This window comes from Variovorax sp. W1I1, assembly GCF_030815625.1.
In the GTDB taxonomy this organism is placed as follows: domain Bacteria; phylum Pseudomonadota; class Gammaproteobacteria; order Burkholderiales; family Burkholderiaceae_C; genus Variovorax; species Variovorax paradoxus_C.
Window position 1 is genome coordinate 2430887 of sequence record NZ_JAUSWZ010000001.1, and the last position, 23892, is coordinate 2454778.

Genomic DNA, 23892 nt, shown 5'->3' on the forward strand with positions numbered 1-23892 from the left:
GCAGAGAAACGGCGACAGATGCCCACTCTACCCCTTGCGAAGGCTCGATTCGAGTACTTTTGCGGCCGTGATGTCCACGAACGTGATCACGACCCCCTGGATGACGTTGGCCAAGGTCCGATACGGCATGATGCGCACGGTGTACCAACGCTCGTCGGTCGTTGCGATCTGCTTCTCGCTGAAGGCGAGTGTGCGCATTGTTTCCTTCACGTCGGCATGCAGTTGCGGATAGATCAAGGTGCTCGCCAGTTCGCTCAAAGGGCGGCCGATGTCGCCTTCGCGCAGATGGACGACGCGGGCCATCTGCTCAGTGAAGCGCCGCACGTTGAAGTTGTTGTCAAGGAACAGCGTGGCGATGTCGGTGCTGTTGAGCAGGTTCTGCATGTCGCTCTGGGCCAATGCCAGATCGTCGAGCTTGGACTGCAGTTCCCCGTTGATCGTCTGAAGCTCCTCGTTCATCGACTGGGCCTCTTCCTTGGAGGTCGTCAGCTCCTCGTTGGCCGACTGCAGTTCCTCGTTCGTCGATTGCAGCTCCTCGTTGGCAGCCTGCAGTTCCTCATGGGATGACTTGGTTTCCTCACGGAGCGCCCGGATCTCCTCGCGCGCGCGGACGAGCTCGTCTTCGACATCGTCGTTCGCAACGCCCTTCACCCGGGTGCGCCGCCTGCGACGTCGGGATGCCGACGCCGCATCGCGAAAGACGATCATCACCATGCCGTCGAGCGACGGCGGCTGCAGCACCGCATGCACCGTGATGTCGACGACGCTTGCCGGCTCGTCATCGAGCACCAGGCTCCGCAATTCGACCGAGCTCCTGTCCTGAGAGGCCGTCCTCAGGGCGATTGCCAGTGGGGTGCGGATGGAAGGATGCGCCATCACATGGATATTCCAGTTCGCCTTGCCGGCGGCGGGCTCCAGATAGCGGCCGGTGCGCCCGCTGATGTAGATGATGTCTCCGTCTTCATTGACCAGCACCGCAGGAGGCGAGAACGTCTGCAGGATGAGTTGGTCTGCCACGGATTGCAGATTGGCAGGGGGAGAATTCAAGGCGGCCAAGGTGAGCTCCTGCGCGGCAGAACGCGCGGCCGGGCGTCGGCGGGTCGGAAAGACCACGGCGTCGACGGCAGTTGCATTCTCGCTGCGCCAGAAGAGCCTCGATTTCGGGGACAGCGGAATGAACAGCGCCTGAGCGCGCCCGACAGTCTCCGAGTTGCCCAGCAACAAGGCGCCGCCGGGGCGCAGGCTGTAGTGAAACAGCGGAATCAGACGACGCTGCAGGACCGCGCTGAAATAGATCATCAGGTTCCGGCACGAGATGATGTCCAGTCGGGTGAATGGCGGGTCGAGGATCACGTCGTGCTGGGCGAACAGAACCATGTCTCGGATGCGTTTGTCGATCTGATAACCGTCGGGGCGTTCCGTGAAGAACCTCGCCAGCCGCTCGGGCGTCAGGTCCTGGGCGATCGCTGAAGCAAAGCGCCCGCTGCGTGCAGTTGCGATCGCGTCTGAGCTCAGGTCGGTCGCAAAGATCTGCAGCGTGCAGCTCGCGTGCTGGGGCATCGCTTCAAGGATTTCAACGAAGGCGATAGCCAGCGAATAGGCTTCCTCGCCGGACGAGCAACCGGCAACCCAGGCGCGAAGGGTAGGGGCACCCGGGGCGGCATGGCGCGCAAGCAGGACAGGCAGGATCTGATCCTTGAGGTCCTTCCAGATGTCCGGGTCGCGAAAGAAGGCGGTGACGCCGATGAGCATCTCCTTGAACAGCAGGTCCAGTTCCTGGGTGTTTTCATTCAGAAAAGCTGCGTAGTCGGCCATCGTGTGCAAGGAGTGGACGGCCATGCGGCGACCGATGCGACGCACGAGGGTATTGGGTTTGTAGTCTGCGAGGTCGTGCCGGGTGCGCGCGTGCAACAGTCCGAGAATGTGGCTCAGTGCCGCCGCGCTGCCGGCGGGCTCGGGCACACCTTCATCGGTCATGGCGAGAGCGCTCGGGATGCCAAGGATACGTGTCGGCATCTCGCCGGGCAGTGCGACGATGTCGACACAGCCCGCTGCGATCGCGTTCTTCGGCATCGCGTCGAACTGGGCCGAGTCGGGTTGCTGCGCCAGGGTCAGGCCGCCTTGCGTCTTGATGGCCTGCAGACCCAACGTGCCGTCATCCCCCATCCCCGACAGAACGACGCCGACGGCCCGGTCACCCAGCTCTCTGGCCAACGAGCTGAACAAAACGTCGATCGGCAGGCGCCTCCCGCGCAACCGTGGCGGTTTGGCCAGGTGCAGCGCGCCGCCGCCGACGGTAAGTTCAGAGTCAGGGGGAATCACATAGACAGTGTCGGGCTCGATTCGCTGTGCGTTGCGCGCCTCATGTACGGGCATCGAGGTGACCCGCTGCAGCAACTCGCCCAGCAACGCCTTGTGTCTCGGATCCATGTGCTGAACGACCACGTAAGCCAGGCCGCTCAAGGCGGGGATGCCGGCGACGAACTGTCCCAGCGGTTCCAGTCCGCCCGCAGACGCGCCTACCCCGACGATGCGAATGCTCCGGGGCGCCAGGCTCAAGGGGGGAAAGACCGAATTCAGAACCATGTGCGAGTATGAGTGCGGCGCTGCGGAAGTCGGATGTCGGGCCCCAGGCGGATCGGCTCGGGATGCTGCTCGCCCGGGCGACAAGCTTCGCCGCGTTTTTCGAGGACCCACGCGCTGGCAGCGAACCGTTGGCTGCCACGAGAGCATTCATTCGGTCGTCGCGGGGGAGCTCGGTGCGAAGCGGTCGCCGAGTGCACGGCGCACCATGTCTGTACGAAGTCGCACAGACCGATGGGCACCGTGCGCGCACATTCGATCCAAGACGACGCCTGCCATCGCAAGCGTCCGCACGCCTGGTTGCCGCATCGCCTCATCGGAACTCCCCACATGACCCCCACCGCCCACTCGCCCCCCGAAAGTTTCGCCCTGCTGGACGCCTGGTGGCGTGCCGCCAACTACCTGTCGGTGGGGCAGATCTACCTGATGGACAACCCGCTGCTGCGCGAGCCGCTCGCGCTTGCGCACATCAAGCCGCGCCTGCTCGGCCACTGGGGCACGACCCCGGGCCTGAACTTCATCTATGCGCACATGAACCGCGCGATCAACGCGCGTGACCTGGAGGCGATCTTCGTTGCCGGGCCGGGCCACGGCGGGCCGGGCGTGGTCGCCAGCACCTACCTGGAGGGCACCTATACCGAGGTCTATCCGCACATCTCGCGCGACGAGCAGGGCCTCCAGCGGCTGTTCACGCAGTTCTCGTTCCCGGGCGGCATCCCGAGCCATGTGTCGCCGGAGACGCCGGGCTCCATCCACGAGGGCGGCGAGCTCGGCTATTCGCTGCTGCATGCGTTCGGCGCGGTATTCGACAACCCGGACCTGCTGGCCTGCTGCGTGATCGGCGACGGCGAAGCGGAGACAGGCGCGCTCGCGGCGAGCTGGCACTCCAACAAGTTCCTGAACCCGGCGAGCGACGGCGCCGTGCTGCCCATCCTGCACCTGAACGGCTACAAAATCGCCGGCCCGACCGTGCTGGCTCGCATCGGCGACGAGCAGCTCACGCAGCTCTTGCGTGGCTACGGCTACGAGCCGCACTTCGTCTCGGGCCACGAGCCGGAGGCCATGCACCGCCTCATGGCGGCGGCCCTGGACGCATCGCTCGACGCGATCCGGGCCATCCAGATGCAGGCCCGCTCCGACGGCGTCGGCGCGCGGCATCGCTGGCCCATGATCGTGCTGCGTTCACCCAAGGGCTGGACCGGGCCGAAGTCGGTGGACGGCGTGGCGATCGAGGGCACGCAGCGCGCCCACCAGGTGCCGCTCGCGGGCTTCGCCGACAAGCCGGCGCACATCGCGCTCTTGCAGGAATGGATGCAAAGCTACCGGCCCGAAGAACTGTTCGATGCCCACGGCGTCCTGCGTGCGGACATTGCGGCGCTCGCACCCCGGGCCGAACGCCGCATGAGCGCGAGCCCGCACGCCAACGGCGGCCTGCTGCTCAAGAACCTCAAGCTGCCGGACTTCCGCGACTACGCCGTGTCCGTGCCTGCGCCCGGCGCCGTCGACGCCGAGGCCACCCGCGTCATGGGCGAATTCCTGCGCGACGTGATGCGCCTGAACGACGGCGATCGCAACTTCCGGCTCATGGGCCCCGACGAGACCGCCTCCAACCGCCTGGGTGCCGTCTTCGAGGTAAGCAACCGCACGTCGACCGCCGAAATCCTGCCGGGCGACGACCACGTCGCACCTGACGGCCGCGTGATGGAAGTGCTCAGCGAGCATCTCTGCCAGGGCTGGCTTGAGGGCTACCTGCTGACCGGACGGCACGGCTTCTTCTCGTGCTACGAGGCCTTCATCCACATCGTCGATTCGATGTTCAACCAGCATGCCAAGTGGTTGAAGGTGACGCGTGGCATCCCGTGGAGGCGCCCCATCGCGTCGCTGAACTACCTGCTCACCAGCCATGTCTGGCGGCAGGACCACAACGGCTTCAGTCACCAGGACCCGGGCTTCATCGACCACGTCGTCAACAAAAGGGCCGAGGTGGTGCGCGTGTACCTGCCGCCCGATGCCAACACGCTGCTGTCGGTGGCGGACCACTGCCTGCGCAGCCGCAACTATGTCAACGTGATCGTGGCCGGCAAGCAGCCCGAAGCGCAGTGGCTCGACATCGCGGCGGCCGAGCGGCACTGCAGCGTGGGCCTGGGCATCTGGGACTGGGCCAGCAACGATGCCGGCGTGTCGCCCGACGTGGTGATGGCCTGCGCCGGCGACGTGCCGACGCTGGAGACGATGGCGGCGGTGGACCTGCTGCGCACGCTGCTGCCCCAACTGAAGGTGCGCGTGGTGAACGTGGTCGACCTGATGGCGCTGGAATCGCCGTCGGGGCATCCCCACGGGCTGCCGGACGCGGTCTTCGATTCGATCTTCAGCACCGAAGCGCCGGTCATCTTCGCGTTCCACGGCTATCCCGCGCTCATACACCGGCTCACCTACAAGCGGCGCAACCACGGCAACTTCCATGTCCACGGCTACCTGGAAGAAGGCACCACCACCACGCCGTTCGACATGACGGTGCTCAACCGGCTCGACCGCTTTCACCTGGCGGCCGACGCGATCGACCGCGTGCCGCGCCTGCACGAGATGGCCGGGCATGTGCAGCAGCACCTGCGCGACCGGTTGCTGGACCACCGGGCCTACATCACCCGGCACGGGGAAGACATGCCCGAGATCCGCAACTGGAGATGGGGCGGCCCGGCCTGACTGTCCGTTTGACCATGCGTTTGACTATCCGCGCTCGTGGCCCTTCGCAAAGCGCAGCAGGGCCCTGCTGCGCGGCAGGTCGCGCATGAAGGGCGGAATCGACAGCGCCAGCAGCAGCGCGGCGAGCGGCACGACGCACACGAAGCCGACGTACTTGAAGCCGAGCGCGCCGACGATGCCACCGAGCACAAACATGCCGATCAGTCCGCCGGCCCTGCGCATGCGGCTGCGGTCGTGGTGGACCGCGGCCGCGGGCTCGTTCCTTCCGTTCCAGTAGAGGAGCTTGCCGATCTCCATGCCGAGGTCGGTGATGTTGCCTGTCATGTGCGTGGTGCGTATGCTGCCTCCAGAAGTCTTGGAGGCGACCGCGTTCTGCAGGCCCATGATGAAGGACAGCAGCAGCACGGTGAGCGGCACCGCGAAGGGCGTGACCCAGGTGAGCGTCACGGCGCCCATCAGGCCGAAGGGAAACATGAGCGCGGCTTCGAGCAGCAGCGGCAGCGCGTAGACGCTGTGCAGATGGTGCTGACGGCCCCAGTTCACCAGCACCGCGCACACGGCGGCGCCGGAGAGAAACGCCAGAACGGCCCCCATCGCATTGAGCAGCAGCCTGGCGTTGCCCAGCACCAGCCCGTCGGCCAGCTGCGACGCGAACCCGGTCATGTGCGAGGTGTACATGTGCAGTACCAGGAACCCGCCCGCGTTCACCGCGCCGGCGTTGAAAGCCAGCAGCAGGCCCAGCGCCCTGTTCGTCGAGGGGGCGCGATGTCGGCTGGTCAGAAAGCGCAGTCTGCGCATGGGTGGACGGTTCCTTGGAGGCGGAGCCCATTCTTGCGCGCAGCGGGCTGCGGCCGCAATCCTATCGGTGCTGTTTCGCCGCGGACTGTCCCTTGGCTGTGACACGCATGACCGTCGCCTGGCCCGAATAAACGGTTCGCCCTCGTTGGTGCAGCACAGGCGGAAGGTCCGCCTCTATCAGCTGAGCGGCTCGTAGCACATCGCATTTCTCGATGTCGCTTTGGTCGTCGATCTTGAGTGGGAGTTGCGCGCAGCAAAGTCGACTGAGCAATGTCATCGGCATCTGGATTTCCTTCGATCATCCGCAAATCGCATACCGCATCGCGCTGGGCGACCAGGGTGGCGGTACGCGACTCTTCAGGGTTGCCATGGTGTGGCTGAACGGCCCACGCTACCGCCGGAGCGCTCGATGCACCGTTCGCCAGCGCACGCTGGCATGCGAAATTTGCGGGCTTCTGTGTGCGGCACCGCACAGACGACAAGGTATCGGCCGCAAAATGATGTGCACTTTGGAATCTTCTTCCGCCATGGCATCGTCCCCGCCCTCGTCTTCAACGCATGCAGCCGTGGCGCGCAACAGTCTCCTACAGGTCATGCCACCCGAGGTGCTCCAGGGCCTGATGCCGCTGCTCGAGCTGGTGCCGCTCAGGCTGGGGGAAGTGCTCTACGAATCGGGCGTCGTGCAGCAGTACGTCTATTTCCCGACCGATTGCATCGTCTCGCTGCTGTACGTGCTGGAGAACGGGCAATCGGCCGAGATCGCCGTCGTCGGACTGGAAGGCATGGTCGGCGTCTCGCTGTTGATGGGCGGCGGCAGCACGCCCAACCGCGCCGTGGTGCAGAGTGCAGGCCATGCATATCGCCTGAGTGCCGGTCACATCAAGCAGCTGACCGACAACGGCGGGCCGTTGCTGCATCTGCTGCTGCGCTACACCCAGTCGCTGATCACGCAGATGTCGCAGACGGCGGTGTGCAACCGGCACCACTCGCTGGAGCAGCAACTGTGCCGCTGGCTGCTGTTGAGCCTGGACAGGCTGCCCGGCAACGAACTGGTGATGACGCAGGAGCTGATCGCCAACATGCTCGGCGTGCGGCGCGAAGGCGTGACGGAGGCCGCCGGCAAGCTGCAGCGCCTGAATCTGATCAGGTATGCGCGAGGACACATCACGGTGCTGGACCGCCCCGGTCTGGAGAAGCAGGTGTGCGAATGCTACGAGGTCGTGAAGCGGGAGACCGATCGCCTGCTGCCGCGCCCGCTGGCGGCCTGATTCCGTCGCGGCTTGGCGGCCGCTCTTGGTACGCCTGCGCACAGACGCGAGCCGAGTCGTCGGCAACAATGCGCCCGGTCTGCGCATTTCCGCGCTGGTTTTCTCCAACAAGCGGTTCCGTGACATCAGCCCCGACCCGCCCCGTCCTCAATCGCTTGCTCGAAGCGCTGCCGCACGCGGACAGGGTGCATCTGCTCGAGAGATGCGACAGCGTGGAGTTGGTCACGGCCCAGATCCTCTACGAGCCGGGGGACGTCATTCATCACATCCACTTTCCCACCAGCGCTTTTGTCTCGCTGGTGTCCACCGCGGATGGCCACGACGGCCTTCAAACCGGCATGGTAGGCAACGAGGGCGCCCTGGGCTACGAACTGTCGCTGGATGTGCAGAGCGCGCCGCTGCGGGCGCTGGTGCAGGGCGCTGGCAAGGCGTGGCGCCTGACGGCGCAATCGTTCGCACAGGAACTGGAACAGAACACGATGCTCAAGCGCATCCTCAACCGCTACGTATGCGTGCTCTTGATGGAATTCGGTCGCTCGGGCCTGTGCAATCGCTTCCATCAGATCGAAGAGCGCCTGGCGCGATGGCTGTTGACGACGCAGGATTGCGCGCATTCCACGCACCTTGCGCTGACCCATGAAGTGCTGGGGCGCATGCTGGGTGTGCGCCGGGTGGGCATCACCAATGCCGCCACGGCGCTGCACACGCGCCAGCTCATCGACTATCGCCGGGGGGTCATCACCATCACGGACCGCGAAGGACTGGAAAACGCGGCATGCGACTGCTACCGGGCCAACCGGCGCAGCTATGCGCATCTGATCGCATAGCTGGCAGCCAGTTTCCCTTGTCAATTCCCAAGGCTGCCATCGCTCTGACGGCCTGAACATGCGCCGCTCTTCACAGCGCACAGCGCACAGCGCACAGCGCAGTTTGGCTTTGACACGAACGGGCGGGCTGTCGAGGCGGGGCGCCAGCGCGCATTTCAGCCGATTGCGTCATGGGCAACACGCGCAGGACGATTGTCGCCGGCCGCCTGCCGGTTGAGTCCCCACGCAGCGCTTCTGCAAACGAATTCGTTGGCGACGACGGGATCATCCCGCCTTGCATGCGTTCCAGCGTTCGCTTTGTCCTGCTCGTCGCCGGTCAGGGCGATCCTTCGGGGGGTGTCCCCGCGTCTCGCATGCGATTCAACTCTGCGCGCCCAAGGGGCGTGATTCTCAGGATGATCGCGACGCGCCCGTCTGTGCCCTCACTGCTGGAAGGCGGCAATACCGCTTCCACAAGTTCGGCAGCGGCGAGGACCGAAGTGCACTGAATTTCATTCTCGGATTTGATCGCGAGCGGGAAGGAAGCGCCTTCGATGCGCTGAAGAAAGTCCATGGGCATAAACGGTCGTCCTTCCAGGGCCGCAGGCTGCCGGCATGATTTGCTGAGTTTGCAATCTACTCCACCTAACCCAATTCGGTAATCGGCTTCAACCAGTCCACGGCGGCGTCGTCGGGCGGCACGCCCGAAGTCGCTCATCGCGCCACAGTTGCGGGCGCAGCACGAGTCTGCATCATCGCGACGCGCTACTCGGGGTGCTTCGAACGGTCGGAGCGCAAGCGACGCGGCTGCGTTTGAGGTGAGGCGTCTGCACTGCGCGCCTCCTCGAATCCATCTCGTGCAGTTTCGTCGAGGCCGCGCCGTGGTACCCGTGCTCAGCCCCACGGGGCCCATGCGCGGGCACAGACGCAGCATGCGCAGCACCTCCAACGCCTGTGTTGACCGGGGGCACGGTGTGCATGGTCTTCATCTTCATACGCTCTGGTGGGATGCGCCGCACCAAGCATCAATGGCAATTTCGGTCAACGCAAATCAATGAGCTCGTCCGTGCGCATGAAGGTGTCGGCCATCAGCCTCATCGTTGGCAGCGCGGCGGCCGTCACGGAACAAGGCCTTGATCTTGCCGACAGCCGTTTGCGTGCCACGCAATGCCGCGGCAGTCGGCGCTTGGAATTCTCATCGAAAAGCCGTGCGGAAAAGTGCGTGCCGCGCAAGCGTTGCCCGGTGGGCGCGACGCTCGGATCATCGCGGCTTCCGTCGTGAAGACGTGCGGACTTCCAGTGCCGGGATCGCGATGCGATGCGGTGCGCGGTGGAGGTCGGCGCGCTTCGTTTCATCGGTATTTCCGTTGTCCTTGTCGCTCCAATTCATGAAAACCCTTTCCCTGTGTGCCGTCACGATGGCCACGCTCGCCATGGGCGTCTCTTCGATTACCAGCGCCCAGATCGCGTACCTGGGTCCGGCGGGCAGCTGGACCCATCAGGCCTGCATGGACCTGTTCGGCGACACCCACCTGGTCGCGCTCGACAGGCAGGCGCTCTTCGAGGCCCTGCGCGCGAAAACCGTCGCCAAGGCCTGCGTGCCCGCCACGACATCGGTGGTCGGGGCTACGCCTTATCTGGACGACGTGCTGGCGCTCGAGACCGTGCATGTGGTGGGCGAGTACCCGAAGGCACTGGGTTACAGCCTGCTGGCCAAGCCCGGCACCCGCAAGGAGGACATCCGCACGGTGCTGGCGCACCCCGTGGCGCTGGAGGAGGTCAAGCCCTGGCTCGATCTGGAGATGCCGCACGTCGTACGCCAGCCGGCGGCGAGCGGCGGCGCTGCGGCGAAGTCGGTGGCCGAAGGCGCAGCGTCGGGCATGGCCGCCATGGGGCCGCCCGGCGCGGCCCGCCTCTACGGCCTCACGCCGATTGTCAGCGGCATCGAGGAGGGGCCGCACAACACGACGCGCTGGTGGGTGCTGGGGCATGCGATTCCGGCACCCAGCGGGCATGACAAAACGACGCTGCTGCTGACCGTCGATGAAGAAGGCTTTCAGCGGTCGCTGCAGGCGCTCGCGCAATCGGCCCGGGTCCTTGCCGTCTACGAGCGCCCGGGCAAGCGATCGCTGGACGGGCACCGCTATGTCATCGACGTCGTGGGCCATGCCTCGCAGCCAGAGATCGCGAGGCTGCTGGCCGAGCATGCGGAGTTCCGGGTTCTCGGCTCCTATCCGAGGCGGTATTGAACGCGGGCGCGGCGCAGCGCGGCCGCGGGCGCCGTAGATACAGCGGTATCGTCACCTGGATGCCGGTGCAGATGTTTCGCGATCTGCTGCCTTCGGCTGTCGCGCCAAGGCTCTCCAATGGATCGATTGCCGGTAACGTCCAAGGGGGCGTGAGTCCTTGAAACGCCCGCCGCCTGGCGGTGTGCACCGGCTTGTTTTGCAGCACGCAACGATCGAACGCGTCGCACCACCAAGCTCCAAAACCCCAACGGGGCGAATCCCAGCGAACCCCAGCATATCCCGATGGGATGGACAGCCGCTGGGTCAGTCGCTTCGCCGACTTGGCGAAGGACTTGGGCCCCGCCGCCAGCGTGGAGTCCATGCCGCTACTGCGACTACCACTTCACGCGAACACCGATCGAACCCGTTCAACGAACTCTTCACCTTGGCGTTCCCGCCCGAAGACCAGAGCTTTCCGATTTCGCCGTAGAGGCTGGTTGTCTGACCGATGGCCAGCGTGAGTGACCCGTTCGGCATCTAGGGAGGCGCGCGCCGCAGTGTCTGAGAAGCCCCGGTACTTGGTCGGACGAACACAGTCGCCATGCGAAGTCGGGACCGGGTGAGCGGGCCCGGCGGTGGCCGCATGCCGCGGGGGCGCCTAGAGATCCAGCACCAGCGCCCGACTGCAAGCGCGCGAGCAGCAAACCATCATCGTCCTGTTGCTCGCCCGCTCGGCCGCGGTCAGGATTTCGTCGTGGTGTTCGGGAATGCCCTCGAGCACACGCACCTCGCAGGAACCACAGATGCCCTGGCGACAGGAATAGTCGACATCCACGCCTGCCTGCAGAAGCGCGTCGAGTGTGGTCACTTCGGGTCCTACCATGACGCTGCGTCCGCTCCTGGCCAGGCGCAGTTCGAAGCTGCCCGCATCCTGCGGTGGTGCTGCGGCGCCGAAGCGCTCCACGTGAACGCGCGCAGGATCGATGTCTCGCGTCGCTTCGGCGAATGCATCGAGCATGCCCTCCGGCCCGCAGCAGTAGAAGTGCGTGCCTGGTGGCGCGTCGGCCACGAGCGTACCCAAGTCGATGCGGCCTGTGCTGGCGCTGCTGTGCAGATGCACTCTCTCTCCCATCTGCCGAAGCTCTCGCGCAAAGGCCGCGGCCGCCGCGTTTCCAGCCGAGTAGTGCAGGCACCACGGCCGGCCTTCGCGCTCCAAGGCCCTCGCCATCGGCAGCAGCGGGGTGATGCCGATCCCTCCGGCAACGAGCATTGAGGGGCCGTCATGGTCTGCCAGTGCAAACTGGTTTCGTGGCGCGGATACCTGAATCACGTCGCCGACACGCAATCTGTCGTGCACGAAGGCCGATCCGCCTCGACTGCCCGCCTCACGCTTCACGGCCAGCAGGTAGATTCCTTCCTCGCCGCTGACCACGGAATAGGGGCGCGTCACGCCATCGGCCAGGTGTATGTCCACATGGGAGCCAGGCGATGCGGGCGGGAGCCCGCGATCCTCTGTGTGGCGAAGTTCGATGCTCAGCACGTCCTGCGACTCCAGGCGCATGGCGGTTACCTGGACTGCGAAGACGCTCTTAGCCTGTCCCGCGCTTTTCTCTGCTTGTTCCTGCATGTCTTCCCGAGGCCGCGGCCGCAAAGGGCCGGCGGTCTTCAGCCTTCCTTACTGTTGCACTGCGAGGCCAGAGGCCTTGATGACCTTGCTGAACTTGGCCACGTCCTTCTCGAGCCATTTCCTGGCCTCCGAGGACCCCACGAAAGTGGGCTGGACATCGAGATCGTTCAGCTTCCTGACGATGTCCGCATCCTTCATCGCGGTCTGCAGCGCGGCCTCAAGTTTCGCGACCACGCTCGCCGGCGTGCCCGCGGGGGCGGAAAGCGTCACGAGCTGTTCGTTGTCGTCCATCTCCGGGTAGCCCTGCTCGCCGGTGGTTCCGACCTGCGGCATGGCCTTGAGGCGCTCGTGCCGCTGGACCGCGATGTTGTGGATGCCGTTGCCCTCGAAGTTGCGAACGATCGAGCTGTAGGGCAGGGCGCAGGCCTGCACCTCGCCGGCCTTCAAGGCAGTCAGGGCCGGGGCAACGCCGTTGTAGGGCACATGGATGACGTTCAGTACGGTGCCCGTCTTGGACTTCACCAGGCCCTTGAACATCTCGAGTTGCAGATGGTTGAGTCCGCTCACGCCCGTCGTGCAGAAGCTCAGGCCGCCCGGCCTGTCATGCGCCAGCTTCACCAGCTCGGGCAAGGTCTTGACCTGCGCCGACGCGGTGACCGCGAACAGCGAGGTATACACGGCCACGCCGCCGAGCGGCGCGTAGTCCTTCAGCTGGTACTCGAAGTTCGGCACGATGAGGTTCAGGAAGCCGAACGCGGAGCCGGAGGCGATGAACAGGGTGTAGCCATCGGGCTTGGCCTGCGCGACGTAACGTGCTCCGACCGCGCTGCCCGCGCCTGGGCGGTTCACGACCAGCACCGGCTGGCCCAGCAGATCGCGCAGCTTTTCCGCGAGGACGCGGGCCGTCGCGTCGAGGCTGCCGCCGGGTGCGAACGGCACGATGATCGTCACCGCCTGCTTGGGGAAGTCCGTCTCGGCGGCCTGTCCATGGCCTGCGCCAAGGGCGACGACGCCGGCAAGCAAAAGGTTGCGGATCAGCGTCCGCGCGCCGAAGGGAAGGTGAGGGAATTTCATCGTTTGTCTCCTGGTCTTGTGTGTGGAAGCGCCGGGTGTCGCCGGGTCGCGAAATGCCGAGGTGATCTCAGGTGGCTGCCGGGTCCTTCGGTCGTGCCGTGCCCATGAGGTCGTCCGACTCGGTGGGGTCGAGGCTTTCGGGCAGCACAGTCTGCGTGGCACGCACGCTGTACAGGTGCGGCATGTCCGGGCCCACGGGGCGTTGGCCTTCTGCGCAGGCGAGCGCCGTGTCCATGAGCAACCGGCGCATCGCGACCACGGCGCGATCGCTGGTGCCGAGATGTTCACGCGTCCTGTCCACGATGGGGCCGGCCGACTCGGCGACCATGGCGTCCTGCGCGCGAATGCCCGCAATGCCGGTGAAGGAAACGGTCTTCTGCTGCTGGCGATCGATGAGGTAGTCGTTGTCCAGCCGTTCCGTTGGACGGGTGGTCCCCGGAATCACGCGGCGGTGTGCGTAGTCGCCGTTGCGCCATGCCGTGAGCTCCTTGTCCTCCAGTGGGCGATCCGGCCGGAAGGTGGCGCACAGCACCCAGCAGCGCCCATCGTTCATCGGCACCCACATGCGCACCAGCCGGGCTTCGGCCGGGTGCGGCGGAATCATCGTGTAGAAGGGCAGCAGGAACTGGTTCAGGCGCCAGTAGCGCTGGCCCTCGTCGACGCGCCGCCCATTGCAGGCCATGAAGCCCGATGGGCTCGGCACGATCTTCCAGAGCGGCGCCTTGTCGTTTTTGAAGAACCGGCCTGTCAGCGCGCGATCGTCGTCGTTCGTCTTGTCCACCAGGCTGTGCAGGAAGCCGACATGCGCGCTGTCCAGTTCTCCCTCCATGGCCTGGGCGTAGTTGCAGTCCTGCTCCCAGCGCGAGACGTACACGTGCGAGGAGGGCAGCCCGAGCCATTCGAAGTCGGGCAGCGGCGGCATCTTGTCGGGCTCGCCCATGTAGACCCAGAGCACGCCGCCGGCCAGGCGCGCCGGATAGGCGCGCGCGCGCACCTTGCAGCGCATGGGGCTGTCTGGCGCCTCGGTCGGCATGTCCAGGCACTGGCCATCCACGCCGAACTTCCAGCCGTGATAGACGCAACGCACGCCGCCTTCCTCGTTGCGGCCGAAGAAGAGGCTGGCGCCGCGGTGTGGGCACTGCTGGTCGAGCACGCCGACGCGTCCTTCCGTGTCGCGAAACACCACCAGCGCTTCTCCCAGCAGTTGCAGGCGAACGGGCGGCTCGTCGGAGGCAGGCACTTCCGCCTCGGTCATGGCCGGTGTCCAGAAGCACCGCATCAGCTTACCCATCGGGGTGTCGGGATTGGTGCGCGTGAGGAGGTCGTTGTTTTCTCTGCTGAGCATGATTTGTTCGTGAGGTACTTTGGGAGGAATGGGATGTCAGTCCGGAAGGTCGCCGTCGAAGGATTCGTCGCTCAACCTCGGAAGGTTCTCGATCAACGTGTGCAGGTCGGCGCGCAGGCGCTTGACCTGGGCCGCGCTCATGCCGTGCGTCAACCGGACCTCGCGCTGCTGCGACGTGCTGTAGAGCTCCTGCGAAAGCGAGCGGCCCGTCTCCGTCAGGGTGATCGTCATCTCGCGTCCGTGGCGCGCCAGCGTGACCAGCCCTTGCTGGCTCAGGACCTGCAGACTGCGGCTGGCCGCGGCCTTGTCGACGTCGGCGGCGGCGGCCACGAAGGCCGCACTGCATTCGTGCTCCACACCCAGCGCGAGCAGAAGCCGGTACTCCGTTGTCCCGATGTCCCAGCGCTCCATGTAGAAGCTCGACGCGCTGCGGCTCAATCGGACAGACAGGCTCGTGACCAGCCATCCGATGAAGTCCGTCGCGAGCGCGGGCAGTGGCCGATCGACGACTGGGTCGGCTGGCTCGGTTCGTCGCTGGGCGGTTACGGATGTACCGCGGCGACGGGAAGGGCGCGCGGGCGCGGCAATGGTTTTCTTGGCTGGCATCGCGGGATGGAAAAAATGAGCAGAACTGATTGTTGATCGCTCAACGTTGATGTGTCAACAATGAGCGTCGTGTGCCCAGCCCTCGGAGTGAGTTCGACCCCAACGGCGACACCGACAGGTCGGCGTGGTGATCATCCCCAAGGTGACGGGATCCTGTCTGCAAGAAGAAGCGCCTCGAAGGCATGCCCCTGCTGCGCGGCCCTCGGTCAGCGGCAATCACGGGTGCGCGGCGGGCCCCTCGACGAACACGTCCGAGTGAAAGTCGCCTGTGCCGCTCGTGTCGCGCGTGCATGCCATGCGGCCCGCCCCTGGGCCCGCCCACCGTCACCGACGCGGACAAGGTACTGGCGCTTGTCGCGCGTCGCCCAGAGGAGGCTACGCCAGCAACGACGGCGAGCTTGAACTGGATGTGCGCTCGATGGCCGTTCCCGTGCTCGACCGCTCGGGCCAGGTCATGGCGGCGATGAGCATCGCCGTGCGCGCCGAGCGCATGACGCTGGCCGAGGTGCGCGAAACCTTTCTGCCCGCGCTGCGCAAGGCCGCCGGCAGCCCTGGTGACGCGGCTGCACGCCGCGTGAGCTTCGTCACGGGACGCAAACGGCCCACGCATCGTGTGCCGTGTGCCGGGTGCCGCCTATTCGGCCTTGATCCCGGCAGCCTTCACGACCGGTGCCCACTTGGTGATCTCGCTGCGGATCGTTGCAGCGAAATCGGCCGCGCTGGATCCGACCGGCTCCACGCTCAACTCAGCCAGCCGCTGGCGCACATCCGGCATCTGCATCACCTTGATGAGGTCGCCCGAAAGCTTGGCCCCCACGGGCGCCGGCAAACCAGCTGGTGCGACGAAGCCGAACAGGCTCTCCAGCGAATAGCCGGGAATGGTCTCGCCGATGGTCGGATAGTCCGGATAGATGCGGCTGCGGCGCGCGTTGGTGATGCCCAGTACCTTGAGCTTGCCGGCCTTCACGTGCGGCAGCGCCGAGTCGAGCAGCACGAAGCCGACCGGCACGCGTCCGCTCAAGAGGTCGTTGTAGGCCGGCGCGCTGCCGTTGTACGGGATGTGCACCATGCCCGCGTTGGTGCGCACGTTCATGAGTTCGCCTGCCAGCTGCGTTGCGGTCCCGATGCCCAGCGAGGCGAAGCTGACCGAACCGGGCTTCGCGCGCGCCTTCTCGATCAGCCCCTTCACGTCGTCGGCAGGGAACGAGGGGATCGCCACGAGCGCGATCACCGGAAAACCCAGCAGGCTCAGCGGCGTGAAGTCCTTGACCGTGTCGTAGGGCAGGTCGGTGCGCAGCGACGGATTGATCGTGAAAGCGCTGATCACGATGCCGAAGGTGTAGCCATCGGCCGGTGCGCGGGCGATGGCCTGCGTGCCGACGATGGTGCCGGCGCCCGGCTTGTTGTCGACGATCACGCTCTGCTTCCAGAGTTCGCCGAGCTTCTGTGCCATCAGCCGGCCGACCACGTCGGTGGCGCCGCCCGGCGGCAGCGGGACGACCATGCGCACCGGGCGGACCGGAAAGTCGGCCGCGAGCGCATGGCGCGGCAGCAGTGTGCAGGCGCCCAGCAACGCGGCGGTGCGCAGCGCAATGCGGCGCGATGGCCGGGAAGGGGAGCGGGTCACGGTGTCTCCTTTGTTTTCAGATAGATCCATGGCCTCGACTGCGCGTCGCGGGCCTGGAACGCGTCGATCTCGGCGCTGCGCGCCAGCGTCAGTTCGAGGTCGTCCAGTCCGCGCAGCAGCCCTTCGCGACGCCGCGCGGGCAGGTCGAAGGGCAACGCGGCCAGGCCTGGCGCCTGCACGGTGCACGTGCCAAGGTCGATGGTCATGGGTGCGGAGGGCGATTGCGTCACCGCATGTGCGAGTGCCTCCACCTGTGCGCGCGGCAACTTGACCGGCAGCAGGCCGTTCTGGAAGCAGTTGCCATGGAAGATGTCGCCGAAGCTCGGCGCCACGATGCAGCGCAGGCCCAGTGCCATGAGCGCCCAGACGGCGCCCTCGCGCGAACTGCCGCAGCCGAAGTTGTCGCCCGCAAGCAGGATGCTTGCTTCGCGGTAGGGTGCGCGATTGAGCACGAATCCGGGGTCTTCGGTGCCGTCAGCGCGAAAGCGCAGGGCTGCGAGCGCGTGCGGTCCCAACTCGTCGCGCGGCACGCCCCCGAAAAGCGGCTCGACGCGGATGATCGTGTCGGTGTCGATGTTGTCGAGCAGCAGCGGCGCGGCCACGGCGTGCAGCACGGTGAAGGGCGTCATGCGTGCGGCTCCAGGGTCCGGTGGTCGACGATGCAGCCCGCGACGGCGGCGGCCGCGGCCATCTGGGGGCTTGCCAGGTGTGTGCGCGCACCGGGGCCCTGGCGTCCCACGAAGTTGCGGTTCGAGGTCGACACGGCGCGTTGCCCGGGTGGCACCGCCTCGCCGTTGCCGGCCACGCACAGCGAGCAGCCCGACTCGCGCCATTCGAAGCCCGCGTCGCGGAAAACCTGATCGAGCCCTTCGTCCTCCGCCGCACGCTTGACGAGTTCGGATCCGGGGACGACCCAGGCCTTCACCCCCGGGGCCACGCGGCGGCCCCGCACCACGGCCGCAGCCAGCCGGAGGTCCGAGATCCGCGCGTTGGTGCACGAGCCGATGAAGACCCAATCGATGGGTGTGCCCGCGATCGGATCGCCGGCGCGAAGGCCCATGTACTCGAGCGCGGCTTGCTGGGCCGGGCCGGCGGGCGCGGGTACGACGTCGCCGACATCGAGCACATCCTGCGGACTCACGCCCCAGGTGATCTGCGGGCCGATGCCGGAAGCGTCAATGCGCACCTCGCGGTCGAACACCGCGTCGTCGTCGCCGTGCAGCGCACCCCATTGCGCCACCGCCCGTTCCCAAAGCGCGCCGGTCGGTGCATAGGGGCGTTCGCGCAGGTAGTCGAAGGTGCGCGCGTCGGGCGCGATGATGCCGAAGCGCCCGCCCATCTCCACCGAGAGGTTGCACACCGTCATGCGCGCTTCCATGTCGAGCGCATCGATGGCAGGACCCGCGTACTCGACCGCGCAGCCCGAGGCACCCGTCGCGCCGAGGCGACCGATGGTATGCAGGATCAGGTCCTTCGCGCTCGCGCGCCGTGGCAGGGTGCCATCGAACCAGATGCGCATCTGGCGCGGGCGCTGCAGCACGATGGTCTGCGTGGCAGCGACATGCTGGAACTCGGTGGCGCCGATCCCGAACGCCAGCGCTCCGAGGGCGCCGTGTGTGCAGGTGTGGCTGTCGCTGCAGACGATGGAAGTGCCCGGCAAGGTCAGTCCCAGCTCGGGGCCCACCACGTGCACGATGCCCTGGCCAGGCTGCCCGAGATCGAACAGCCGGATGCCCTGGGCATGGGTCTCGTGGCGCAGGTCCTTGAGGTAGCGCAACGCGTTGGCCGTGTGGCCGGTGCGCCCCGGGGCGGTGGAGACCGTGTGGTCGGGCGTCGCGAAGGTGAGTTCGGGGTTGCGTACCGCGTGCCCGCGCTGGCGCAGCGCAGCCAGCGCCTTGCTGCCGGGATCACTGACCAGGTGGCGGTCCACGTGCAGCAAGGAGAAGCCGTCTCCAAGGTCCGCCACGACGTGGCTGTCCCATATCTTGTCGAAGAGCGTGCGGCCTGCCATGCGGTGTTTCATGATTTGCGGCCGCCCAACGGCGGCTTGGTATTATTGTATTGACATCAATACATTAAGCAAGGCGCGGCATCGCCAGCCGTTAAGATTTCCGAATGGACCTCAATCGGCAACCCGGCGTCGCGCTGCATCACCAGATCACCACCATGATCGAAGACATGGTGGCCAGCGGCAGGCTGCGTGACGGCGACCGGTTGCCCACCGAAGAAGACCTGCGTGCGCAATACGGCGTCTCGCGCGTGACGGTGCGGCGCGCGCTGCAGTCGCTCGAGGCGCGGGGCCTGCTCAAGCGGCAGCGCGGCCGTGGCACTTACCTGTCTGTGCCGTTCGCATCGGCGCCGTTGCCGATGCCCATGAATGCGTTTCTTGCGGCCATGGCCGAGCGCCGCTCGCGCAGCACGCCCAGCGTGAAGGAGTTCGGCTTCGTGCCGGCGCCGCTCGACGTGGCAACGGCGTTGCAGCTGGAGGAGGGCACAGCAGTGCTGAAGGTGGTGCGCGTGCGCGCGACCGGGCGCACGCCGATCCTGCACAGTGTGGTCTACCTGACTGAGGACGTCGGGCGGCGCTTCGCCAAGACCGACTTCGGCCGTGCCGCGTTGACCGAACTGCTGCAGGCTGAGGGCATCCGCTACGACCGCATCGAGATGGTCACCCGCGCCACGCTGGCCGACGTCTCGCTCGCAAAGCTGCTCGATGTGGCCATCGGCTCTGCGCTGGTCGACGTCATGCGCATTGGCTACGACAAGAAGGGCAGGCCCTTCGAGTTCCAGATCCTGCGCGGACCTTCGGACCGCTTTCACACGCACGTCACGATCAGAGGCTGATCTCCAGCGGCGATATCTATCGCTCGGCAGTGCAGCAGGACCGCAATCTGCCAGGACGCAGAGGGCAATCGATTCAGCAGCCGATAACCTGTGATTTCCGACCGGAGGTGGGCTCAGGCGTGGCAGGGCGCGCGACCGCGCACTGCATTCGAGACCGGCCCGACCCGTGCTCGATCGGATGCTATCGCTGCCCCAGCAATGTGATGCAAGCTAGCGAGCGGGTCTAAATCGAAGCCCCCGTCTCTTTCGACGCCTAGACGCTACTGCCCTCGATAAGCCGAGGGGCCACCTGGACGTTGTTGCGGCCCGCTCCCTTGGCCTGGTAGAGCATCACGTCCGCCTGCTGAACCAGCCCCTCGACGGTCGTGGCGCCTCCCCTATAGAACGCGAGGCCGATGCTCGCGGTGACGTTGACCGTCTGCTGTTCGATCACGAATGGCGTGCTCATGGCCTCGACGATCTTGGCGGCGACGGTCGAGGCTATTTCTGGCCGCGGCATGCCTTCCATGATCACCGTGAACTCGTCGCCCCCGATGCGAGCGACGATATCGCTGGAGCGCAGCGTCTGCGACAGGCGGCCGGAGAATGCCCGCAGCAGTGCATCGCCCGCGTTGTGTCCGAACCGGTCGTTGATCTGCTTGAATCGGTCGATGTCCAGGTACATGAGCGCCATCAGTGCGCCCGTGGCGCGGCAGCGCTCCATGGCCTCGGCCACGCGCAACTCGAATCCCGCGCGGTTGATGAGGCCCGTCAGAGGATCCACGCGTGCCAGTTCGGTCAGCCGTCTCTCTTCGATCTTCTGGCGCGTGATGTCGCTGACGACCGCGTGGAAGCCCAGCACGGTGCTGCCGTCGGCCGCCAGCTGCGGGATGTACTGGGCCTCGTAGTAGACATGGCTGTCGCCGCTGGCGATCTCGCTCACGAACGTGACCGCCTCTCCGCGCAGCGCGCTGCGAATATGCGGCTGGACCGACCTGTAGGCTGCGTCGCCCAGCAGCGCACGAACGGTCTGCCCGTGGATCTCCTTGCGCGATCTGCCGAAGCCGCGCTCGTAGGCCAGATTGTTGAAGCGGTAACGCTCGTCGGAGTCGATGTAGGCCACACGCATCGGCAGCACATCGGTCACCGTGCGCAAGCGCGCCTCGCTCTCCTGAAGCGCTCGTTGCGCTTCGCGGTACGAGGTCACGTCGTGGATGAGGGTGTACAGCCCCACGACCGTGTCTTGCTCGTCCCGGTCGGGGACGACCGTGACTTGCACATGGCGCAGACCGCCATCGGGGCGCACCATTTCTCGGTCATAGGCAACGTCCTGACCGGCCAGGGCGGCTCGCAACCGGGGCTCGATCTGCACCCAGGCCTGCTCGCCATAGAACTCCCGCACGCTGGTCCCGATCTGCGGTGCCGCCTCCTCGCCAAACCACTCCTGGTGGGTCCGATTGAGGAAGCGGAATCGCAAATCCCGGTCGAGATAGGAAATCAGCACCGGCAAATGGTCGGTCACCATGCGCAGGCGATGTTCGCTGTCGCGCAATGCCTGTTCTGCCGCCTTGGCAGCCGAGATGTCGCGCATGAGGGCCGAGAAATATTCGACCTTGCCCTCTTTGTCGCGGTGGGCGATGACGATGTGGCTCACCGGAAACTCGCGCCGCGCGGCATCCCAGACCACCGACTCGCCCACCCAGACGCCGGTGGCCACCGCAGCCGGCAAGACCTCCGAGATGAATCTGTCGAGCGTTCGCGGCGGATTGAAGTCTTCCAGCGTCCGGTGCGCGAGCGATGCGTCCAGAGCCACGCCCGTGCGATGGCGTGCGGCAGGGTTCATGTAGGTGATCCGGCCCTTCATGTCGAGCTGCACCACGTAGTCGGTCGTCGCGTCGAATATCGCGGTGAGCGCGCGCATGGCGCTTTCAGCCAGCTTGCGCTCGGTCACGTCGGTGTACGTTCGCAATACGCCCCCGCCTTCGATCGGCACGCTGTGAATTTCGATCGCGCGGCCATCCGGGCGCTTGCGGTCGTAGCTATGCGGCCGATCCAGGATGCCCCCTTGGCGAACGAACTCTTGCACGTCCTGCGGCGTGTGGACGAACTCGTCGGTGGCCCACTGGTAAGCAAGCACCGCTTCGAACGTCGGTTTGGACGCCATCAGGTCTTTCGGCAGATCCAGCAGCTCGACCGCACGCCGGTTGCAGACCTCCACCACGCGCGCGGCATTGACCATCATGACGCCTTGTTCCATTCGCTCCAGCGTGGCTTCCAGGAGCGCCGACTTCTCCGTCAGGAGTTCCTGGCTGGCACGCAAGGCCAGCTCCGTCTGCTTGCGCTCGGTCACGTCGCGGCCGACCGAATGAAGCATCGGTTCGCCCGAGCGATCGCGCTGCAGGCTGTGGGTCCATGCGACCCAGCGCTGGGCGTCGTTGGCAGCCGTCATGCGGTTTTCGCTGGTCACTGTCGTGCTCGTCGAGAGGACTTGCGCAACGACCTGCCGAACGGCCACACGGTCCTCAGGCTCGACGTAGTCGAACAGATTCGCGCCGGTCATCGCCGCGGGCGTGAGCCCGAAGTGCCTCGCGTAGGCCGGGTTGACGTAGGTCAGTTCGCCATCGGGCGTTGCGAGCGACACGAGTTCGGATTGGTCCTCGAGGATGGCTTTGACTCGCTGTTCGCTCGCGACCAATTGCTTGAGCACCGGCCTGACCTGGCTGTGCTGGGCATAGACGGCCAGCGCGACGATGCCCACGAGGGCCAGCGCCAGGAGCTTCAAGCGCGCTCGCAGCGGCGCATAAAGCGTATCGACATCGGTCCTGATCGCCAAACCGAGCCCGAAATTCCTGATCGGCGTAAAGGCCGACAGGATGTTGACGCCACGCCTGTCCTTGAGGAATTGCACGCCGCGTTCACCGAGCAGTGCTCTGGCCACGGGAAGGGCAGCACCACCGGCCGCGTTGAACATCGGCAGTTCGAACCCGGACGGCCGGAACCGATTCGGCGCACAGATCAGCTTGTCGTTGTCGCGCCCGCAGATCGCCACGTCGGACGTATCGCTGGAGGCTCGAACGTCGGCCAGGAGGCTGTCGAACAGCGGCATTCGCTGCTCGGTGAACACCCGCCCCATCGTCCGGCCATCGACGAGCACATCGTTTTCGGTGAGGAGCACATAACCGTCTTTCCAGGCCAGGACGGCGGTCTGCCCCGCGTTCGCCAGACGCTGAACGATCTGCGCCTGTGCACGCACCATCACGCCAGCCTGGACCAGGCGCATGCCGTTCGCATCGAAGATCTCCAGGCCCGTCAAGTCGGCGGTCAGGAAGCTGTCGGCGGCCTTCTGCAGGGCGTCCTTTGCGGCAGCGTCGCCGGGCGCCTTGCCGAGTTTCTCCAGGACTTCGCGCACGGTCGGCCGAGTGACAACGGTCCGAGGGAACCACAGGCTCGCATCGAGGGCGTGGCCGAGCGATGTCGCGTTCGTCGTGGCGGTGAGCAGCATGTTTTGCGAAATCGACTGCTCGAACGTGTCGCGCATCACCGCGAAACCCGCCACGCCGCCCGCCAGCGCGACGAAGATGATGACTGCGAGCGAGCGCCGCTTGATGCGCCGCTCGCTCTTGTCCAGTGCTTTGCGGTCGAACGCCTGAGACCCTTCGTGAAGCATCCACAAGCCGCCGCCGACAACTGAAATTCCGACAGCGGTTAACGGCAGCATCCGGTTGACGCTCGCCACCTGGTACAGCGTCTCCAGACCCACCAGGTAGCCGACCAGGCCGCCCAGGCCGATGATGGAAACTGCCAGGACCAACGTGAGGAAGATGAGTTCGCCGACCCGGGTGGGTCGTCGTCCGTGCAGCCAGAAGGCGACGCCGGTGAGCAGGAACGCCAGGCTGGCGTTCGGGGACAGTCGCCCGGGATGTGGATTGGTGGCCGTGGGAATCGTGCCGGCGCGCACAAAGTCGACCCCAAGCCCGATACCGGACGCGCTTTCAAACAGGTATGCCAGGGGCAGGGCGATCAGGGCGGCGATGCAGATCGCCGAGAGTCGAGTGAGCCAGCCGCCGGACTTTTGCGGCAGCGTGGCGTTGAAAAAGCAGATGCCGACCGCGATGAAGAGCAGTGGATTGACGATACCCACTTGCTCGGAGCCAGGGATGAGACGCCCGATGGCGTCGACCTGAAAGATCCAGCGCGTGGCCGTGGCCACGCCGAGCAGTCCGACCAGGATGCCTGCAACTTGCGGAGCTGAAAGAGCAGGTTTTTGCATGTAGGTGTCCGGGTCGGAGCTGGTCGCGGTCGGACTCGCGGCGAACACACTCAAAGCAAGGCGGCGACTCCTGAACAAGGCCGTGACGGCCTAGAGTACACCCCAGGGGCGTGAATCTCCGTGTTCGTTGGGCC

Annotated in this window: 17 protein-coding genes and 1 pseudogene; 6 read left to right on the forward strand and 12 right to left on the reverse strand. The window is 66.0% G+C overall.

All coding sequences use genetic code 11. From position 1 onward, the window contains the following. Window positions 1-27: 27 nt before the first annotated feature. Entirely contained in the window at window positions 28-2559 is a 2532-nt protein-coding gene (locus QFZ83_RS11545) for a chemotaxis protein CheB (RefSeq protein WP_307506279.1), read from the reverse strand. Between the two features lie 354 nt (window positions 2560-2913). Here QFZ83_RS11545 and QFZ83_RS11550 point away from each other — a divergent pair, with 354 nt between their 5' ends. Continuing rightward, window positions 2914-5286, forward strand: coding sequence for a phosphoketolase (locus QFZ83_RS11550; protein WP_307506282.1), 2373 nt, complete (start codon window positions 2914-2916; stop codon window positions 5284-5286). A 24-nt stretch (window positions 5287-5310) separates the two neighbouring features. Here the strand turns inward: QFZ83_RS11550 and QFZ83_RS11555 are convergent, their stop codons facing one another. Then, window positions 5311-6084 carry a YoaK family protein gene (locus QFZ83_RS11555; protein WP_307506284.1) on the reverse strand — a complete coding sequence of 258 codons (774 nt, stop codon included), beginning with the start codon at window positions 6082-6084 and terminating at the stop codon, window positions 5311-5313. A gap of 527 nt (window positions 6085-6611) precedes the next feature. Between QFZ83_RS11555 and QFZ83_RS11560 the strand changes: the two genes are divergently transcribed. Both QFZ83_RS11560 and QFZ83_RS11565 read left to right on the forward strand, forming a co-directional pair. Beyond that, the gene (locus QFZ83_RS11560; RefSeq protein ID WP_373423541.1) at window positions 6612-7352 is read left to right on the forward strand and encodes a Crp/Fnr family transcriptional regulator; all 741 of its coding nucleotides are present in this window, start codon (window positions 6612-6614) and stop codon (window positions 7350-7352) included. A gap of 155 nt (window positions 7353-7507) precedes the next feature. After that, window positions 7508-8179 carry a Crp/Fnr family transcriptional regulator gene (locus tag QFZ83_RS11565; protein ID WP_307506288.1) on the forward strand — a complete coding sequence of 224 codons (672 nt, stop codon included), beginning with the start codon at window positions 7508-7510 and terminating at the stop codon, window positions 8177-8179. A 316-nt stretch (window positions 8180-8495) separates the two neighbouring features. Here QFZ83_RS11565 and QFZ83_RS11570 read toward each other — a convergent pair whose 3' ends face one another. Further along, on the reverse strand, window positions 8496-8732 hold the full coding sequence (locus QFZ83_RS11570; RefSeq protein WP_307506290.1) for a hypothetical protein: 237 nt from the start codon (window positions 8730-8732) through the stop codon (window positions 8496-8498). Window positions 8733-9199: 467 nt separating this feature from the next. Next, window positions 9200-9514, reverse strand: coding sequence for a hypothetical protein (locus QFZ83_RS11575; RefSeq protein WP_307506292.1), 315 nt, complete (start codon window positions 9512-9514; stop codon window positions 9200-9202). Window positions 9515-9546: 32 nt separating this feature from the next. On the opposite strand from QFZ83_RS11575, the gene QFZ83_RS11580 reads away from it, so the two are divergent. Beyond that, a complete protein-coding gene (locus QFZ83_RS11580) occupies window positions 9547-10407 on the forward strand; it encodes a prephenate dehydratase domain-containing protein (RefSeq protein WP_307506294.1) in 861 nt (286 codons plus the stop codon). Between the two features lie 637 nt (window positions 10408-11044). On the opposite strand, the gene QFZ83_RS11585 is transcribed toward QFZ83_RS11580, so the two are convergent. From QFZ83_RS11585 to QFZ83_RS11600, 4 genes are all read right to left on the reverse strand, one after another. Continuing rightward, entirely contained in the window at window positions 11045-12013 is a 969-nt protein-coding gene (locus QFZ83_RS11585; RefSeq protein WP_307506296.1) for a PDR/VanB family oxidoreductase, read from the reverse strand. Window positions 12014-12061: 48 nt separating this feature from the next. Continuing rightward, complete coding sequence (locus QFZ83_RS11590; RefSeq protein ID WP_307506298.1) at window positions 12062-13087, reverse strand: tripartite tricarboxylate transporter substrate binding protein; 1026 nt, start codon at window positions 13085-13087, stop codon at window positions 12062-12064. 67 nt (window positions 13088-13154) lie between these two features. Beyond that, the gene (locus QFZ83_RS11595; protein WP_307506300.1) at window positions 13155-14432 is read right to left on the reverse strand and encodes a Rieske 2Fe-2S domain-containing protein; all 1278 of its coding nucleotides are present in this window, start codon (window positions 14430-14432) and stop codon (window positions 13155-13157) included. Window positions 14433-14468: 36 nt separating this feature from the next. Continuing rightward, window positions 14469-15038: a MarR family winged helix-turn-helix transcriptional regulator gene (locus tag QFZ83_RS11600; RefSeq protein WP_307506302.1), complete on the reverse strand. Its 570-nt coding sequence runs from the start codon at window positions 15036-15038 to the stop codon at window positions 14469-14471. A gap of 418 nt (window positions 15039-15456) precedes the next feature. Here QFZ83_RS11600 and QFZ83_RS32745 point away from each other — a divergent pair. Continuing rightward, window positions 15457-15525 (forward strand): annotated as a pseudogene (locus QFZ83_RS32745) (hypothetical protein); the annotation flags it as partial. A gap of 147 nt (window positions 15526-15672) precedes the next feature. Here QFZ83_RS32745 and QFZ83_RS11610 read toward each other — a convergent pair. Genes QFZ83_RS11610 through leuC form a run of 3 tightly spaced genes read right to left on the reverse strand, consistent with a single transcriptional unit; the run spans window position 15673 to window position 18688 of the window. Then, window positions 15673-16665, reverse strand: coding sequence for a tripartite tricarboxylate transporter substrate binding protein (locus QFZ83_RS11610; protein ID WP_307506306.1), 993 nt, complete (start codon window positions 16663-16665; stop codon window positions 15673-15675). Next, window positions 16662-17294 (reverse strand): 3-isopropylmalate dehydratase small subunit, encoded by a 633-nt coding sequence (leuD, locus tag QFZ83_RS11615; RefSeq protein WP_307506308.1) that lies wholly within the window; start codon window positions 17292-17294, stop codon window positions 16662-16664. The genes QFZ83_RS11610 and leuD overlap by 4 nt, the downstream gene beginning before the upstream one ends. Continuing rightward, window positions 17291-18688: a 3-isopropylmalate dehydratase large subunit gene (gene leuC, locus QFZ83_RS11620; RefSeq protein ID WP_307506310.1), complete on the reverse strand. Its 1398-nt coding sequence runs from the start codon at window positions 18686-18688 to the stop codon at window positions 17291-17293. Before leuC ends, leuD begins: the two co-directional genes overlap by 4 nt. 92 nt (window positions 18689-18780) lie before the next feature. Between leuC and QFZ83_RS11625 the strand changes: the two genes are divergently transcribed. Beyond that, window positions 18781-19509, forward strand: a complete 729-nt coding sequence (locus QFZ83_RS11625; protein WP_307506312.1) for a GntR family transcriptional regulator — start codon at window positions 18781-18783, stop codon at window positions 19507-19509. A 253-nt stretch (window positions 19510-19762) separates the two neighbouring features. Here QFZ83_RS11625 and QFZ83_RS11630 read toward each other — a convergent pair whose 3' ends face one another. Continuing rightward, window positions 19763-23758 (reverse strand): PAS domain-containing protein, encoded by a 3996-nt coding sequence (locus tag QFZ83_RS11630; RefSeq protein ID WP_307506314.1) that lies wholly within the window; start codon window positions 23756-23758, stop codon window positions 19763-19765. Window positions 23759-23892: the final 134 nt, after the last annotated feature.